At 39.4% G+C, this 18214-nt stretch carries 14 protein-coding genes and 2 pseudogenes; 7 read left to right on the plus strand and 9 right to left on the minus strand.

The window, feature by feature from the left end:
• Nucleotides 1–5: 5 nt before the first annotated feature.
• The 6 genes from EGV92_RS12280 to otsB all read right to left on the minus strand — a co-directional run bounded on the left by EGV92_RS12280 (nt 6) and on the right by otsB (nt 6157).
• Entirely contained in the window at nt 6–677 is a 672-nt protein-coding gene (locus tag EGV92_RS12280; RefSeq protein WP_131669617.1) for a glycosyltransferase family 2 protein, read from the minus strand.
• A 42-nt stretch (nt 678–719) separates the two neighbouring features.
• Nucleotides 720–1523: a class I SAM-dependent DNA methyltransferase gene (locus tag EGV92_RS12285; RefSeq protein WP_131669592.1), complete on the minus strand. Its 804-nt coding sequence runs from the start codon at nt 1521–1523 to the stop codon at nt 720–722.
• Nucleotides 1516–2334 carry a PIG-L deacetylase family protein gene (locus EGV92_RS12290; protein ID WP_131669593.1) on the minus strand — a complete coding sequence of 273 codons (819 nt, stop codon included), beginning with the start codon at nt 2332–2334 and terminating at the stop codon, nt 1516–1518. Before EGV92_RS12290 ends, EGV92_RS12285 begins: the two co-directional genes overlap by 8 nt.
• Complete coding sequence (locus EGV92_RS12295; RefSeq protein ID WP_131669594.1) at nt 2322–3428, minus strand: acyl-CoA dehydrogenase family protein; 1107 nt, start codon at nt 3426–3428, stop codon at nt 2322–2324. Before EGV92_RS12295 ends, EGV92_RS12290 begins: the two co-directional genes overlap by 13 nt.
• A gap of 88 nt (nt 3429–3516) precedes the next feature.
• A complete protein-coding gene (locus EGV92_RS12300) occupies nt 3517–5193 on the minus strand; it encodes an alpha,alpha-trehalose-phosphate synthase (UDP-forming) (RefSeq protein ID WP_131669595.1) in 1677 nt (558 codons plus the stop codon).
• A gap of 13 nt (nt 5194–5206) precedes the next feature.
• Nucleotides 5207–6157, minus strand: coding sequence for a trehalose-phosphatase (gene otsB / locus EGV92_RS12305; RefSeq protein WP_131669596.1), 951 nt, complete (start codon nt 6155–6157; stop codon nt 5207–5209).
• 718 nt (nt 6158–6875) lie between these two features.
• Between otsB and EGV92_RS12315 the strand changes: the two are divergent.
• Nucleotides 6876–7063: pseudogene (locus EGV92_RS12315) on the plus strand (integrase core domain-containing protein); the annotation flags it as partial.
• A gap of 41 nt (nt 7064–7104) precedes the next feature.
• On the opposite strand, the gene EGV92_RS14365 reads toward EGV92_RS12315, so the two are convergent.
• From EGV92_RS14365 to EGV92_RS12330, 3 genes are read right to left on the minus strand one after another with little or no spacing between them, the layout of a single operon-like run.
• Nucleotides 7105–7299, minus strand: a complete 195-nt coding sequence (locus EGV92_RS14365) for an MptD family putative ECF transporter S component (RefSeq protein ID WP_131669597.1) — start codon at nt 7297–7299, stop codon at nt 7105–7107.
• 20 nt (nt 7300–7319) lie between these two features.
• On the minus strand, nt 7320–9053 hold the full coding sequence (locus EGV92_RS12325) for an ABC transporter ATP-binding protein (RefSeq protein ID WP_131669598.1): 1734 nt from the start codon (nt 9051–9053) through the stop codon (nt 7320–7322).
• Nucleotides 9050–10822 carry an ABC transporter ATP-binding protein gene (locus EGV92_RS12330; protein WP_131669599.1) on the minus strand — a complete coding sequence of 591 codons (1773 nt, stop codon included), beginning with the start codon at nt 10820–10822 and terminating at the stop codon, nt 9050–9052. Before EGV92_RS12330 ends, EGV92_RS12325 begins: the two co-directional genes overlap by 4 nt.
• 843 nt (nt 10823–11665) lie before the next feature.
• Between EGV92_RS12330 and EGV92_RS12335 the strand changes: the two genes are divergently transcribed.
• From EGV92_RS12335 to EGV92_RS12355, 6 genes and pseudogenes are all read left to right on the plus strand, one after another.
• Nucleotides 11666–13510, plus strand: coding sequence for a TonB-dependent receptor (locus EGV92_RS12335; RefSeq protein WP_131669600.1), 1845 nt, complete (start codon nt 11666–11668; stop codon nt 13508–13510).
• 443 nt (nt 13511–13953) lie between these two features.
• Nucleotides 13954–14067, plus strand: a complete 114-nt coding sequence (locus EGV92_RS14390; RefSeq protein ID WP_479725189.1) for a helix-turn-helix domain-containing protein — start codon at nt 13954–13956, stop codon at nt 14065–14067.
• Nucleotides 14037–14855 (plus strand): annotated as a pseudogene (locus EGV92_RS12340) (IS3 family transposase); the annotation flags it as partial. The gene EGV92_RS14390 and the pseudogene EGV92_RS12340, both read left to right, overlap by 31 nt.
• Before the next feature lie 239 nt (nt 14856–15094).
• The gene (locus EGV92_RS12345) at nt 15095–16309 is read left to right on the plus strand and encodes an ABC transporter substrate-binding protein (protein ID WP_131669601.1); all 1215 of its coding nucleotides are present in this window, start codon (nt 15095–15097) and stop codon (nt 16307–16309) included.
• A 47-nt stretch (nt 16310–16356) separates the two neighbouring features.
• Complete coding sequence (locus EGV92_RS12350) at nt 16357–17424, plus strand: FecCD family ABC transporter permease (protein WP_131669602.1); 1068 nt, start codon at nt 16357–16359, stop codon at nt 17422–17424.
• The gene (locus EGV92_RS12355) at nt 17418–18167 is read left to right on the plus strand and encodes an ABC transporter ATP-binding protein (RefSeq protein WP_131669603.1); all 750 of its coding nucleotides are present in this window, start codon (nt 17418–17420) and stop codon (nt 18165–18167) included. Before EGV92_RS12350 ends, EGV92_RS12355 begins: the two co-directional genes overlap by 7 nt.
• Nucleotides 18168–18214: the final 47 nt, after the last annotated feature.

Below are 18214 nucleotides of genomic sequence, written 5' to 3' on the forward strand. Positions count from 1 at the left end.
CACTACTATAAATTCCCCTTTTCTAAATCCATCAAAAATGCCGCAAAGCCTTCGCTTGTCCGCGCTTGCAAGCGGCTACTAGTAACTACTCGCACTCTATTGCTCCAAGTGATATCAAGGCCTTGGGCCTCAAACTTTTTGACCAACTCCACATCTTCATGGCAAGGTAGGGGGGCAAAGCCACCAACGGAGAGGTAGGCATCGCTGCTAAAGCTTAAATTTGCCCCGTGAATATGGCGGTGTCCCATCATATCTCGATAATGAGCGATATAATCTTCTCGCGTTTTCGGAGTCAAATGCGCCCAGCTGTCCACACTCACCACGCCGCAAATCATATCCGTGGGCTGCTCGCTAATATGGGTGATTTGTTGCACTAGCCAATCTGCCGTCACTATTGAGTCTGCATCTGTGCAGGCAAGCCAGGTTGCTCCGCGCGTAATAGCGTGGCGAATGCCTAAATCTCGCGCCCGACCCACACTGCGATAATCACCATTGATACACTCAACCCCGGCGCTTTTGACTAACGTAGCTGTGTCATCGCTACAGCTATCGAGCACCACTAGCGGATAAGCTGAGATTGTTGAGGGTAATTGCTTAATGGCGGTTTGGACCGATGCCAGACACTTGCTAATGGTCAGCGCCTCGTTATGGGCAGGGATTACAATAGCGATTTCTATATCGATCATGTCTTTCATCATCTTACTGACGGTCATATCAAGTCATACCAAGTTTTCTTGCATGGCGACTGACTTTGGAGAATTTTGCCAAATGTCTAATAAAAAGTCGCTATCTACCGTCTGGCTTTGGTGATGAAAAGTTGCTATATGAGACTCTTCATCATTAGCACTATGTACTAAGCCAAATGCTTGTTGTAGGCGTTGATGCACCCTCTCGCCCGTCATCGCAAAGCCATCAATGGCATAACGCCAATGACAGCACAGTAAAGTGCCGCCTTTGGCTAGGTTTTGTCTGATCCAAGCAATAATCGTATCGATATCATTGGGCGATAAGTAGTATAAAATTTCACTAATAACGATTAAATCAAAGGGTGGTTGTTTAGCAGGAGAGTGGTCTAATAGAGAGGCATTTGATGAAGGATAAGCTTGTAGCAGTGCCTGTCTTAAAGTCGATAAGATGCTAGGAATAATCCCTTGCACCACCCTGACGTGGGTAGCATCCGCTAAGCGTTGTTTGGCAAGTTGTACCGCTTTGTTATTGCCATCAATACTGATCAAGTCTTGACAACGACGCGCTAGTAATTCACTAAACACACCATTACCGCAGCCTAATTCAATAGCATTTTTATAAGTAGCTTGTGGCAGTACCGCAAGACACATATCTCGTTTGCGCTGTTCATACCAGTGGGTCTGATAATGCCATGGGTCGCTATTGTCGCTATACAACTTATCAAAATAGCTTTCTGAATAGCTGTCAGAGTCATGGATCAAGCTCGTCTTGCCAGCTTTTGAATTTGTGCTAAGAGGCGTATCAGTAGACGTCCTCGAGTTAGGAGTGTCACTCATATAAATAAACTTCCCAGGGCTGGCTGATTCTAGCGATGGTTTGCGCCGATAAAACTGGCGGATTGCCCGTGCTCTCATCAACGGTAATTTGGCTTTTAAAGCAAGCAATAGCTTGGGTTTTACGCTGAACTTGCTCAGCAGTCAAGTCAAGCCTCGTAGCATTGTGCCAAGGAATACGGCTATCGGCAGGCTTTGCCCAATGCCATGCCCAAATTAAGACTTGGTAACAGGGTAGTTGGTATTGCTTAGCAAACGCCGCAACGACTTGACCTGTGGCCTCGTGATCTGGATGACCATCGTGTCTAAAGGGCGTCACTAAAATATCATCAGGCTGGATAATAGCGGCTAATTTCTCATTAAACTGAGATCGCTGGGCAAATACATTGCCATCCGATAATTCTAGGGCAATCGTCGTCACTTGCTGCGCTACGCCTAATACTTGTAGCGCCGACTGGCTTTCTTGCGGTCGGATACTATCCAATTGTTCGGGAGGGTAAATCTGTGAGTTTGGGTGGCTTTGCGTACCATTGGTCACATGGACCAGTACCATAGGATTGCCATTGGCGGCCAGCTGTTGCAGCAGACCACCACAGCCCAATATCTCATCATCAGGATGCGGGGCAAAGACGCACACACGCTGGTGCGGTAACATACTTTCTGCAATATTTAATCGTGATAGATTATGCAAATCTTGCCAGTTTTGCCAAGCATCTAAACTTGTGCCATCACCTTCAATAACGCGGTCACCAACGATTGGATGGTTGTGCGCTGACGTGTCGGCCTCAGAGTTTGCAGAATTTAAAGCTGCCATATGTGCTCCTGTCCATCAGCTGAACTTCCCGTTAATTCGCTGGTTAATTCGCCAATTTTTTGTAAATCAAACGCACCATGACTCTGACGAATAAACACGGCTAAATCAGCTGATAATCTTGCAAAATGGGCATTTTGACAAAATGGTGCTGCGCCCAATGCTTGACCGGCAGTCTCTATCACGAGACGCGCTACTTGCTCGACGTTCGCTCTTAATTGGCGAATGATCCGTTCATGGCTACATTGTGACTGAGTATCTATTAAGTCAGCGACATAGTGCAAATACTGCTGAGTGACTGCCAATGCCGTTCCTATCTCGCCCAAATACATGGCTTTATAATCATTCGGCTTTCGCTGATAAGCAGTGATTAAATGACCGGCAAGGGAAGCTGCTGCCCCGTACCAGCAAGCTGCCACACCAGCTGCACCATGCCAAAAACCCACACGGTCTAGATAGGCATTTGCCGCGCCAACTTTAGTAGCTGGAACCTGATTAAACTGAACGGTGGCGGTATCAGTGAACTGCATGCCTACCGCTTGCCAATCACTATTATCAATCTCGATTCCAGGTTGTCCCATATCTACAATGAGCAGTTGTGATTGACCGTCGCCATCCCGATAGGTCATCAGCGCATGCTCAGCCATATTGGCACCCGAACACCACCCTTTTGTCCCGCTAATAGTATGATGAGCTGGGCCTTGCTCATAGCGAATAGGGTCGGGGTGACCTTCTGAAGCCCAAACGGCCCACAGCCCTTGTACTGATTTGTCATAGCCCACCTCATGTAAAATGCTTAGCGCATCTAAATGAGACTCAAACCATTTGGCAATCGTTAAATCAATACCGGCAATATACGCCAAGATTTGCCAACGGATTAGCGTGTTTGGGTTGGCTGCGTTACCACTGGCAGGATGGGGTATTTGATCGCTATAAGTAACTAAGGTATTTAGGATATCATGGCGCAATTTATCAGTGAGAGCCGACGTACTAGTACCTTGATTGTTGGCAGATATAAGGTGTTTTATATCTGCTTTAATGGATTGTAATAAAGCTTTTTTCGCAACCAGTTTTTCGTTTAGTGTAGAATCTATCATAGGTGTGTCCTACTTATTCTTGTGAGATTATTTTGTGAGTCGGATACTGCGACTGGGTTGGAAACGAAGCTATAAATAAGGCTGAACACTAGCCATCTATTTGATGACTTGCGCTACCATATAAATCATCTAAAAAATCTTGCTGCCAAGCGTATAAATTATCCTGTTGCAACCCTTTTAGTAATGTCTGATAGCGTGACTTACGCTGTGCTAGTGGCATCGTCAAGGCCATTTTCAAACCTTGAATGATACTTTCCGGCTGGTGTGGGTCGATAATGACCGCCGCCTGCATTTGCTCGGCAGCACCTGCGTATCGAGACAGCAATAGCACACCCGGATTATCAGGATTTTGCGCGGCAATGTATTCTTTAGCGACCAGATTCATACCATCTTTAAACGAATTGACCCAACCAACATCACTCTGATGAAAGGCCTTCATCAAATTTTCATGGCTTAACACGCTCTCGCTATAGTTAATAGCCCGCCAATTATCTGTGTTATCAGTTATAAGGGCAGATGGATTTAAACTGTTAGCTTCTAAAGCATTAGTTTTAACTGCATCTATAGCATACTCACTAGACGAAAATTGTTGATTAACATGATTCACGGTTTGTCTAACATCATTATAAAGCCGTTGATAAACGGGTAAGTCTAAGCGGCTAGGACAGGCAATTTGTAATAAGCTTAGCTGGTTTTGATAGATTGGATATTGCCGTAAAAAAGACTGATACGCTAAAAAACGCGCCAACAAACCCTTGGAGTAATCAATTCTATCTACCGCAATTATCTGTTGGTTGGCTGGCTTTATATTACTGACTTTTCGAGTATGATTTGTCGCTTGGGAGGATACATACGAGGTTAAATGGCTAACCTGTTTTTGAATATTTTTTACATTCACGCCTATAGGATAGGCATTAATCGTTAAGTAGTGAGAGGCAGTTGATTCTAGCTTAAGGTTGAGCATTAGCCTGGTGCTCATTGACTGCTGAGGGCGGGTAGACTGTCGCTTTTTTTGAAAAGTATTTATTGAAGTATTATTCAAAAGATAATCCTTTAAATAATATCTAAACACCTTAAGACAGTTCGCTTTACCATGCTCAGTTTGCGTACCGAGTACATCATAATGAGCAAGATGCTTAATTAGCTCTAAGCTCTGATCAAGCTGTTGCCAAACTGCCAATGGCGCAAATGGAATGTGCAAAAAAAAGCCAATACGATTACCCATGTCCAACTGACGACAATAATAGGCCACACTTAAAAAGTGATAGTCATGTACCCAAATTACATCGTCTGGTTGAGAGATTTTTTTTAATTGCTTAGCAAAAAGACGGTTTACTGCCTGATAGCCTGCATAGTCTTGTGGGACTTGGTGAATTAAATCGGTGCGTTCATGCAGAAGAGGCCACAAGACGCTATTGGCAAAGCCGCAGTAAAAATGCTGGTATTGCTCAGTAGTTAGGGCAGTGGTGACATAAGTGGTTTTTGAGTGAGCCAGTTGAGTGTCAGAACTTAGCAAATCAGTACTTGGTAGATCAGTACCAGCTATAGCAGGGCCTACTAAATCAGATTGTGGGTGATGGCTAAATTCATAGGTTGCAAAGTCATTATCACTGTTAATGGAGCCGTTAATAATATCGCTATTCCATCCCATCCAGATACCTGAACTTTCTATCAACAGGTCGTGCAATGCTATTGCAAGTCCGCCAGCCATCGGACCATTATTGGGGCTTTTAACCCGATTTGATAGGACGATTAAGCGGCTCATAGATCCTATCTCGTTATTTTTTATGGGTGAGGGAAGGACGTCTGATAATGTGGGTTTGGCAAAAGCTTAAAAAGTGGTTAAGCAAAGCTGTCACCTCTTGAATATTATACACATAATAATCGGCACAAGTTGGCGAAGTACCAACTTTAATGCCTATGCCATGTACTAACTTTTGCGGGTTATCCATAACCTGCTCCATTTCTAATGACTGGCTATGAGCTTGCACAGCTCTAAATCCTGCCTCATCGGTAATGTCATCACCAATAAAAATTGGACAAAGCTCAGAGTTAGTCTGCATTTTATTTAGCAAAGTCAATATGGCGCTGCCTTTGTCTACTCCCTTTGGCATCGCCTCCCAAACAAATTTGCCTTGTTTTAGTATCCAATTTGAATGGTTTTTTAAAGTGTCCGACATGATGCTATAGGCGATATCGGCTAAAGAAGGGTCTTGCCGATAGTGTAGGGCAACAGAATAGGGTTTATCTTCAATGGTGAAATCAGCATAAGATAGGCAAGATTGGGTGATGGCTTGTTTTATGGCCATCAGCTCGGCAGAGTCAACTTGTATTACGTTATTCTTAGCACTGTTGCTGTCCTTTTTATCATTACTGTTATTATGAAAGCTATTATTGTTGCCCCTGTCCTTAATATCAGCTAACGCTATCTCTAGACCATGGGTGGCTGCAATGGGCAGGTGAATAGGAGACAGCATTTGCCTTGCTTCAGCGAGACTGCGACCCGTCACGACTGCTATTTTGACACCGCAATTTTGTATTCTTTGTAGTAGTAATAGTGTTGTCTGTGGGACAACGCTGTCTTGTGGCTTCAGTGTAAAATCTGCCAATGTGCCGTCGATATCCAAAAATAAGCAATATTGCTGTTGAGGGGATAGATAGTCGGCAAAGTGGTTGGGCTGCAGATATGTAGGAGGCTTTTTAGAGTGAGATTGGCTTGCTGAAGTCACGCGTGCTCCTTGTTAGTAAATGCTAATCATTAGTTGAAGATTATTGAGCGGTGATATTCTGAGCAGGTAAGGTTTAAATCTTGGATAAATTATAGTGTAAAAATATGATTGTCTTTTAAACCCTTCTTATAGAGGGTGGTAAATGTTAGTTATTCTTATATAAAGCACCTAATAAGCCATTAAAATACTAATAAGATGTTATTCATTAACTTTGCCACAAGCTGAGCCTTATTACGATAGTAAGCGCACTCTATTTCACGTAGGGTATGTAACCTTTCAAGCCCTAAGTTGATTACTACGTGTTTATTGAGCGAAACCTTCCCAATAGGGTTAAGGCATTATACTGTCATACTCCAAACTGCTCAGTGATTGCTAATACTGTGAAGTAATATTGTTAAGTTATTGACTTATAAAAATATTATAAGAGTAGACCTCTTGCAAAAGTCATAAGCTATTTTCGAAATTAACAACGCCAGCGAACAGCTTCATTCTAAGAGTATAACGCTGACGGCGACTGCGGGGTCTATGGCAACAATCTTGAAGAGCTTAATTAAGCCTATTTTGTATTCAACCATAATGCGGAACTTAGCTAAATACATTGATTGGCTTGTTTGTAAATTTCTAATAACTGACCACCACGAGCTTTCGAAAACTCATCCTTTTGACTCTGTATCAAATTCTAAGCGGATCGACTATAGACTATATCGTGGCTGGCTGCCCTTATCAGAATGCTTATATTGAAAGATTTAATCGCAGTTATCGTACTGAGGTTTTAGACTGCACCTTTTCAATAATTTAAACGAGGTTAATCAACTGACTAAAGATTGGATCAAGGTATATAACACTGAAAGACCGCACGATTCACTCAATGATATGACGCCTGCTAAGTATAAACAGGTGGCTTAGTTATTTTATGATGAGGTTGTGTTAAGTATAGGGTATTTACACTACAGTCCAAACTGTTTGACACGTTGTAAAAATAACATAAAAGGAATAGCTGCTATTATTACTGATAGATATGCGGCGACTGGGGTAAGAATAGGCGTAAGAATTGCTATTGAATTAATAAGAACGTAAATAAAGAAATATATAACCGTGTAGATTCCGAGTTGAATAAGCTGCTTAGAGTCAATTTTGAACATGGTATATCCCTATAGTTTTCTTAGTTATTTTCTTGTTTTTGTCTGTCCAACATTGAGGAGAATATTCCATTTTGTTTCATAAGTGTCTCAGGTGGACCACTCTCAACTATTTTACCTCCTCGGAGTGCCACTATATTATCGGCATTGATAACAGTACGCATACGATGAGCAATAATTAAGACGGTCTTATTACTAATTAACTCACTTATTGCCTGCTGAATTTTACGCTCGTTTCTGGCGTCAAGACTCGCAGTAGCTTCATCTAGTAAAATTATAGGCGCGTCTTTCAGCAATGCGCGCGCAATAGATATTCGTTGACGTTCGCCGCCAGATAACTTTTCACCATTTTCACCGATAAGGGTATGATAACCTTCTGGTAAGCGCTCTATAAAATCAGAACATTGGGCTAAAGCAGCAGCTTCCTTGACCTCTTTATCTGTGGCATTGGTACGTCCAAGACGTATATTATCTAAAATACTGGTGTTAAATAGCATTACATCTTGAAAAACAATAGAGAAATGCTCTAGTAGTGCTTCAGGTGCGACTTTACTAATATCTTCACCACCTAATAGAATCTTGCCTTTATCAATATCCCAAAATCGAGCAGCAAGTTTTGCGACTGTACTTTTTCCCCCGCCTGAGGGGCCAATTAATGCAGTAACCTTACCCTGTTTAGCAATAAAGCTAATATTTTCCAATGTCTTTACATCACCTTCGTAAGAGAAGTCAACTGACTGGAATTCAATATCAAAATATTTAGGATTGAATGTTTTGCGCCCTGACTGTATTGGCATTGAATCCATCTCTTTCATACGCTTAATTCGTACTTTTAGGTAAAGCAGAGCAGCAAAGTTATTCATGGCATCAATAAATGGATCATAGATACGCCCAACGATTACTAGAAATACTAAATATGTAAAAAGACTAATACCGTCATGTACGTAAAAATAAGCACCGACAAGAATGACACTAGGTAGTCCAAGTTTGAGGATAAAATGTGACAAGTTCAGTAAAGCGCCACCAGCAAGTTCACTATTAATGAGCTCTCCTTCGTAGGCATCTAGTTGCTTTTCTAAACTTTGTAAATAAGCTGTTTCTTGATTATACGATTTAATTTCTTGCAACATATCTAACCCAGTTTGAATAACCTCGGTCACTTTTCTTTTTTTGGCGTAGATTCTGCTGTGACCTTGTTCTATATGTTGTTTTGATAAATAAAATACTAAGAAACCAAAAGGAACTACCCAAAACATTGCTAAGCTCATACGCCAATCGTAGATAAACATTGCCAAACTTAATAGCGTCATACTGATGGTTGCAGCGAATGTTTGTGGAACAGCGTGAGAAAATATCTGTTCAATTTGAGTAGTGTCTTCCATAATAATAGAGCTTAAATCTGCCATATCTTTTTTGCCAAAAAAAGCCATCGGCAATGCTCGCAAAGTCTCGGCTAATTTAATGCGTCGACTAGCACTCTCGTTATACATTTTGGTATAGGTTTTATCGTAATCAATGTATGCAATGACATACATAAGGAAAAACGTAATGAGCGAAAATATGAGGTAAAACGACATGCTATAACTAGGTGGTGTACCTAGTACAAAAAAATTAAGGTAGTCTTGTAGAAATATGAACGCTAGGATAGCAGGTAATATTGTTATTAAATTAAACAAGGTATGCCAAAAAATAGCGTTACGTAGATCTATAGCACCCTCCTGGCTCAAAGCAAATTTCTCTTGCAGAAAGGAAATCATAATACACGCTCCGTATTGGTCAATTTCCAATCGATAGACTGTTGATACTCGTCCCACATAGTTCGATAACAACCATCCTTGGATAGAAGTTCAGCGTGAGAGCCACTTTCAACAATATTACCCTTATCAATTACCAGTATCTTATCAGCGTCTCGAGTAGTGGTTAAACGATGAGCAATCATTAAAGTGGTTTTTCCTTTACTCAACTCTTTTAAAGCTTGCTGGATTAAATGCTCATTTTCTGGATCTGCAAAAGCAGTAGCTTCGTCTAATATTACGATGGGTGCGTCTTTTAAAAGGGCACGAGCCAGCCCGATACGTTGTTGCTGACCACCAGATAGATAGGTCCCCGATGTACCAATATTAGTATCCAAACCATGGGGTAGCATGTCAATGATTTCTTGACTTTGTGATAGTGTTAGAGCTCTAGAGATTTCATCATCAGTGGCGTCAGGTTTACCATAGATAATATTCTCTCGAATAGAGGTGTTAAATAATTTCGTATTTTGCAATACAAAAGTAATGTGCGTCATTAGAGCTTGCCGAGACAGTGTTTTTATATTGCGACCACCTATCAGTATCTCGCCTGATTGGACGTCCCAAAATCTAGCAAGTAGTCTTGCAATAGTAGTTTTGCCTCCCCCAGACGCGCCAACTAGTGCTACCACCTCTCCCTCTTTTATAGTAAAGCTTACCCCATTGACGATATTAGTAGTTGTGTCTTTATAGCTAAAGACTACGTTTTTAAATTCGACGTCAAACGATGTTAGCGGTTTGCTTTGCACTTCAAAAATCATGTCGGGATAATCCATAATTGCATCGAAGCGATCAAGAGACTGCTTAACCATATTGGCTGTATTTTGAAAGTACATACTACGCATGAATAGAAGGGTAAAGTTGGGTGCGATAAGTAGATAAAATATAAAATTACTTAAGACAGTACTAAGGTTGTTAGCATTAATAGAGAATATGGCAAAGGGAACTAAGAAAAAAGCAGCACTTTGCATGATTACCGTATAGAACGCCATCGGCTTTTTCCACATTAGTGTATAGGCCACTACAGCTTCTTTATATTTAGTAATACTATCGACAAAACGTGTAAATGCATGAACGCTTTGTCCAAAAGTTTTAACGACAGAAATGCCCCTAACATACTCGATAGATTCACTGGTCATCTCTTGTAAATAGTCCATGTATTGTCTGCGAAACTCTTCTCCATCTTTGTTCATCATAAAGCTCATGGCGATTAATCCTAATACGATAGGAATAAGAGACACCAGTCCCATACGCCAATCTATAATCAGCATGATAATAAGTAGCGCAATTGGTGCAATAACGGTAGCAGATACATCTGGAAGTTGGTGGGCTAAAAAAGTATGAGTTTGACTAGCATTTTCATCAATAATGCTTCTTATTTTTCCTGTTTGGTTTTCACTAAAAAATCCTAAAGGTAAGTTGATTACTTTACGCATGCCCATTTTACGCATGCCTGTTTCTACGCGAAATGCAGTCAGATGTGAACATAATAGCGCTACAAAATAAAATATCATTGCTATTAAAGCGGATGCTAGCGTTAGCCAAGCATGGGTAGCTACATTATCTATAGTTGGATCATTACCTAAAAGCTCTTTAATAATTAACCAGAGAAAGATAAATGGTAGCAGCCCTAATATCGAAGACAGTGCAGATAGGATTAAGGAGGCATACAATAAATATATTTTGTTTTCCATATAAGGCATAAGCCTAACGAAAAGAAACTTCTTTTTCATTATTTAAGTCCATTATATTGATTCTAGTTATTGTAATAGTGCTGTAAATAAGAAATAGTTTATCATAAATGATAATGATTGCTACTATTATTAGCATTAATATATGCTAATATAGATATTTCAGGGCAATCGAATGCTTTTACTAAGTATTTGAAAAATATTAATAAAATATTCTAAGTCAACTTAAATAGTTTTAGTCTAGTTATTTGATTTTAAAAGTTTTTCTCAAAAAAATTACGTTTTCTCTGATAGATACTATAAGAACCCCTAAAATAATAAAGCTATATATTTTTAGTTTTCTTATCATAATTAGTAAGTTCAATATAAAAACGCTACATTAGTACTGGTATAGATTTTTATAGAATCTGTCGACATGCCACAACAAGCCAGAAAAATTTATACCAGTTGCGCATCTTATTACGATGACTCTATTTTATTTAGATTCGACTACTATATGTTCTTATCAATTTAATATAAATGTGATTTTTATTATTAACTTAGGAAATAAAAATAAAAAATAAAAAAAACATCTTTAGCTGTTTTTATATTAGCTTTTTGCGTAATATCTTTTGCTAATGCTGACGAAACCATTGATAAAACAACTAATTTATCTGATAACCAATACGAGATTTTGACAGAAAACCCATCAGTTGACTTAATTAAAAATATGGATGTTCCGTTTGCTTCTCTAGAAACAATTGTAGTAACCACTAACAAACGCGATGAAAGTTTATTAGAGACACCGCTAAGTGTAACTGTAGTGAATGAACAGGCGCTTCAAGACTCCCAAATCGATTCAATTACTGGGATTGGTGATCATGTACCTGGAATGCATGCTTTTACATGGGGGGGAGTCGTGAGAGTAATATCTATATTAGGGGGATAGGACCTGGACTGTTTACGGATCCTACTGTTGGGTATTATGTAGATGGTGTAAATCTTACTAGTAGTGGGATGTTTGATATTGATATGGATAATGTAGAAAGAGTAGAGGTATTAAAAGGACCTCAAGGAACGCTATATGGCGGAAATTCTTTGGGTGGAGTTATTAATGTTATTACTAAAGAACCGAGTAACTATTCCGAGGGAAGCGCATCAATCTCTGTAGACAACTTGTCAGAAAAAAACCTAAAACTATATTATAGTTCACCAATCATAGAGGATGAGCTGTTTTGGAATATTCATGCAAAAGGAACCAGTAGTGATGGTTATCTTACTAATGTATTTAATAACTCAGATTATGGAGCCAAAAAAGAAGTAGGTTTTAATACTAAATTAGTATGGCAGCCTTCAGATACACTTGATATGAGTTTAGGACTAGATTATGAAAAGACTGATAATGACTCCTATGCATTAGGTTCCTATGAATTTATTAGTAAAAATCCTAAGAAAATTGACAATGATTATCGCGGTGAAGATGACCGTAAGTCATATGGGATGTCTTTTTCGGTTAATAAAAAAATACTTAATGATATCAAACTAACATCCATTACTGGTTGGAGAAAGCTTGACAGCTTTAACACGGCTGATCAAGATGCTGGTAGCAATCCACTATTTTCATGGGTTTCAAAAACTAATGAGCAAAATACTCAACTGACACAAGAGTTGAGGCTATCTTCAGACAATGAGCAAGCCTTAAGCTGGATAGTCGGTGCTTATGGCTATAAAAATGAATACAAAATTGATAGTAGGAATGATGTCGACTATACATTATTTGGAGGAGGTGGTCCCTATGTTGACCTTACCGATATAACTAAAGATAACTCTGGCATTGCATTATTTGGTCAGGCTGACTATCACATCACTCCAAAATTAACTTTAACAGGCGGTCTCCGGTTAGACCGCGAGAAAAGAAAAGCAGATATAAATATAAATAATCAAAGTGCACCTAGTGTTTTTGTTGAAGGTACAGAAGAGTTTGATGCTTGGCTACCAAAAGTCGGGGCAAGTTATCAATTTAAGAATGATGCGATGGTGTATGCATCTTATAATAAAGGTTACCGGGCTGGTGGGTTTGATCATCTTTATCCTAGTCCTAATAAGCCTACTTATAATAAAGAAACAAGTTCAAATTATGAGATAGGTTACAAAGGTTCTTTCTTTGACAACAAACTAGATTTGACAACTGCACTATTTTGGATAGATATCAAAGACCAACAAGTTCAGCAAATCCTTCCTTCAAGTGGTCAAATTTCTACTGTTAACTCAGGAAAAAGTACTAGTAAAGGCATTGAACTGAATGCTAAGTATAAGATTTCTTATCATTGGTTAGTGGATGGTGGTATCAGTTATAACAGTGCAAAATATGATAATTACGAAGGGTGTAGCCTATTAGGAACTGATGCAGATTGTAGCGGCAACCATATGATTTATGCTCCTGAGTTCACAGGCTTAGTAGGTGTGGAATACTTTAGAGCTTTAAATAACAATTTGAATCTCTTTACGAGAGCAGAGGCCATATATACTGGCGATTATTATTACGATACGCAAAATGAGTTTAAACAGGATCCTTATACTTTGGTCAATGCGAAGTTAGGAGTTGAAAGCGATTCATGGGAAGCTTATATTTGGTTGAAGAATGCATTAGATGAGAAGTACTCTTCAGTCGAATATGATTTTGGAGCTGGGCATACATCAGAAGCTGCTAAACCAAGAAGCTTCGGTATAGGTTTGAAGAGGTACTTCTAACTACAATAAAGTAGTATAGTAAACCTTAATTCCAATCTCGATCCCTAAGATAGCTCTACGAAGTTTCTTTATGTCTAAAAAAATATTTTGATGATTCGATTCTAGCTAGGCTCTAGACTAGCAACATTTAAATAAGATCACTTAATCAGACTCCGAAGGTAGCGTTGTAAGCTATCAATATTCTGATTCCATCACCACTCATCCTCTTTTAATTAAAGCTCGAAATTAGCAGTAATACCATTAAATTTAGCAAGCTATCGTTTAGTAAAACTCCAAAAAGACTCAATGCTGTTTATATGGTAACTACCACGGGCGAGCTCAGGAGGTATGCTGAAGAAACCGTAGAATAAGACTTGGTAAACTAACAACTTAATAAGGAGTTTACTATGACTAAAAGAACAATACGATACCGTGAAGAATTCAAATCCTAAGCTGTCAAAAGCATAGCTGAGCACAATGGAAATATCACTGCCGCAGCAAGAAAGCTTGGCATACCGATACAGATATCAAAGCCAATCAGTGAATCTTTACTATTACTCGAATGTGTACTGTTTTAGAGGCTCAACTATCCAGCTACTATGACTGGATAACTTGTGATATCAGTGATCAGCAGATACATCGTAACCACTGCCTACTACTGGTTAAAGCCACTCATACTGAGACTAAAGAGTGCTATGGCTATGAATGGCTGCAAACTCATATAACGGCTCAAGGGCGTAAGATTGCAAATACATAGAAGTACTAAAGAAGAATATAACATCAAATGCAAGCGTCATAAGAAGTGTAAAGTGACAACTAACTCAGATCACAACAAACCAATTTATCTAAACCTATTAGAGTAAAGCTTTGAAGCTAATAGACTCAACCAAGCTTGGGTCAATGATATTACTTATATTTGGAAAAGCAAGGACTGACTTTACTTGGCAGGGGTAAGAGGCCTTTATACTAAGAGCTGATCGGCTATACCATTAATAAGCGCATAATAGCAGATTTAGTCTGCCTTGCACTCAATATGGCAATCAAAAGTAAACGTCCAAGCTAAGGGTTGAATGTGCAATCTGACAGAGGTAGTCAGTACTGTAGCCATGCGTATCACAAGATCATTAAGCAGCATCAGTTTAAAGGCTCAATGAGGCCTAAAGACAACCGCTTTGACAATGCACCTATAGAAAGCTTCTGAGGTGTGTTAAAGAATGAGCTGGTATATCATTAAGAGTGTCAAACGAGAAAGGAAGCCATCAGCGATATTGTTAAATATATTGAGCCTGAGTACAACCAGGCTAGGATTCAAAAAGGTCTAGGCATGAAAGCATTAAGACAGGTGTGGTTAGGTTATTATCGTTAGGCCTCTCGATTAAAATCTCCCAAGTTTAGGTCTACGGATTTGAGAGCATAGGTCATTTAGGCCAAGCACAAAGTACCCAACAGATATTATCGGTGTTGGGGTGTCAACCAGTCATATATTTAGCTTGTGTTTTATTTTCTCTCTTGTTGCGGCTATTTACTTTACAGCTGGAATATTATCCTTTATATTGAAATATGTAAATGATAATCATTCTAATAATTAAAATATAAGTGAGAAGTATGACTAATAAATTTTCTAGCAATAATCATATAGTAATTTTTATATTAGCAATATTAGTAGTTATTACTCTAGGCTTTATTATTTCTTCTCATTTTTTACACACTCCTATTGATCAACAATCAGCCTTAAACCAAGAAAGAAGTTCTAATCAAAAAATTACAACCTTAACTGATATTACAGGACGTAAAGTCCAGGTCAAAGTTCCTGCTAATCGTATACTACTTGGTGAGGGTCGTCAGCTCTATTTACTCGCTGGGTTACTCGGTAATGATACAGTTAACCATATAGCTGGATGGCGAAATGATTTGATCGAAGCTGATCCTGCGACCTATCAGCAATACCTTAAAGTATTTCCTGAGTTAGCCGATATCCCTACATTCAAAGGTAAAGAAGACAGCTTAATCGATCTTGAATCTACCATTGCTGAAAAACCTGATGTTGTGCTGCTCAATCTTGAGGCCAAAAGCAATACTGAAGATGCACAATATATTGAAAAACTCGACGAATTAGGTATTCCACTTTTATATGTTGATTTCCGTCATAAGCCTTTGGAAAATACTAACTCTACTATCGAGTTGCTTGGAAAACTAGTACAACAAGAAAAGCGTGCAAGTGAGATGATTTTATTTCGCAAAGCCGCTACCGAAAAGGTCACTAAGGTGTTAGTAGAGCATAACCCAAAAAAACCAAAAGTCTTTATCGAACGTATCGGCGGCTATTCAGAAGAGTGCTGCTTGAGCTTTGGTAATGAAAATTTTGGGAATTATGTCGAGCTAGCAGGAGGGCATAATATCGGTGGCGAATTTATTCCTGGAACTTTTGGTCAGCTATCACCCGAACAAGTAATTGTATCTGACCCTGATCATGTCATTGTGACTAGTGCTAACTGGGAAGCTTATGTTCCCAATGGTCGTTGGATACCGCTTGGCCCAGGGACGGATCAAAAGGAAGCAAAGAAAAAGCTAGAATGGTATCCGTCGCGTACGGCATATACTGGAATTACTGCACAAGATGACAAACAGTTTCATGCCATTTGGCATCAATTCTATAATAGCCCATACGAGTTTGTAGCTATACAAAAGTTTGCCAAGTGGCTTCATCCAGAGTTATTTAAAGATCTTGATCCTGATGCTACATTCAAAGCATTCCATGAACAGTTTTTGCCAATTGATTACCAGCCAGGCTACTTCATAAGTCTGTACGAGGAAAAATAAACTTTGGCTAATTCAATATTATTAGGTTATAGAAAAGTAGCGATATTATGACCCAGCAGCTAGGAAAAATTGGAAAACATAGTGTCGAAACAAACTATTTTCATATTAGCCGCCGCCGCTCTTTAATATGCCTGTCATTGCTTACACTACTGATATTTGCAGTAATAGCCGATATTGCTATTGGTCCTGCAAGATACAATCTGCTTGAAGTAACATATGCTATCTTACAACCTCAGGATGTTGATAAACAATTAAAAGTCATTGTCTGGAATATTCGAATGCCTTCGACTATGATGGGTATATGCTGTGGTATGGCATTAGCAGTGGCAGGATTGCAAATGCAAACAATCCTAAACAACCCATTAGCGAGTCCATTTACACTAGGAATTTCAGCAGGCGCTAGCTTTGGTGCCGCACTTGCTTTGGCTTTTGGGCTAACATTTCTACCTGGTGCTGGTCCTTATTTCGTTGCACTCAATGCTTTTGTAGGTGCAATTGCAACTGCGTTAATTATTTTCATAGTAAGCATGCGCCGAGATGGCACAGTTCAGACTATTATCTTACTCGGTATTGCATTGGTATTTACCTTCAACACCGCACTAGCTCTAGTGCAGTTTTTTGCTCGTCAGGAGGCCGTTTCTGCCATTGTGTTTTGGACAATGGGTAGCCTTGGCAAAGCAACATGGGAAAAAGTTGCGATTACCGCAGTAGCCCTAGTGGTTATTATACCTTTCTTACTTCGACAAAGATGGAAACTTACAGCACTGCGCTTGGGGGAGGCGCAGGCAGCGGCTTTCGGGGTAAAGGTTGGTAAATTACGCTTGCAGATAATGCTACTAGTAGCACTACTCACTGCAATTCCTGTAGCTTTTGTTGGCACTATTGGGTTTGTTGGGTTAGTAGGACCACATATTGCTCGAATTATGGTCGGTGAGGATCAACGTGTATTATTACCAGCTAGTGCACTGATCGGCGCACTGATTATGGTTTGTGGTTCAATACTGGCAAAAATTATTATGCCTGGTACTATTCTGCCAATTGGTATCGTGACCTCTGCAATTGGTTTACCGGTGTTTCTTTATTATATTCTGCGTAGCAAGACTCAACTATGGTAAAACTATCTACAAAAAACCTTTCAGCTCAATTAGGCGGTAAAACTGTCTTATGTGACGTATCGTTGCCTGAGATGATTGGTGGTGAAGTTGTTGCTTTAGTTGGCCCCAACGCAGCTGGTAAGTCTACTTTATTACGACGAATTGCTGGATTACTTCAGGGGACTGGTACGATTAATAGTGAAGTTGATCCTCAGCAGCATATTGCTTATATGCCCCAAGAACAAAGTAGTGGCGCAGCTCTCTCGGTGCTTGAATCATTACTGGTTGCTCTCAAACAAAGTAGTGATTGGAAGTTACACGATTCAGACTTCGAACGTGCAGCATTAGCACTCTCTACTTTAGGTATTGAGACTTTAGCAGATCGTATGCTTGGTGACTTAAGTGGAGGACAAAAACAACTGGTTTCTTTAGCACAATGTCTCGTCCGTAATCCAAAAATATTGCTACTTGATGAACCGACTAGTGCGCTAGATTTGTACCGTCAAATGATAGTTATTAAATCAATTCGCAACTTAGCAAAGGAAAAGTCTTTACTAGTAATAATAGCTATCCATGACCTTAATCTTGCAATGCGTTTTGCTGATAAGGCGATTCTACTATATAAAGGAAGTTTATACACCTCTGGAAAGGTCCAGGAAGTGATTACTGTCAAGGCTATGGCAGACTGTTTTCATGTTCAATGTCGTATAGAACCTTGTTCTAAAGGTTTTTATCACGTTCTTGTTGATGATATCCAGATATAGGTTTGAGAAATATATTTATAATCCATACTCTTATCCACATTAGTAAC

The sequence above is a fragment of the Psychrobacter pygoscelis genome, assembly GCF_004335015.1.
Lineage (GTDB): Bacteria > Pseudomonadota > Gammaproteobacteria > Pseudomonadales > Moraxellaceae > Psychrobacter > Psychrobacter pygoscelis.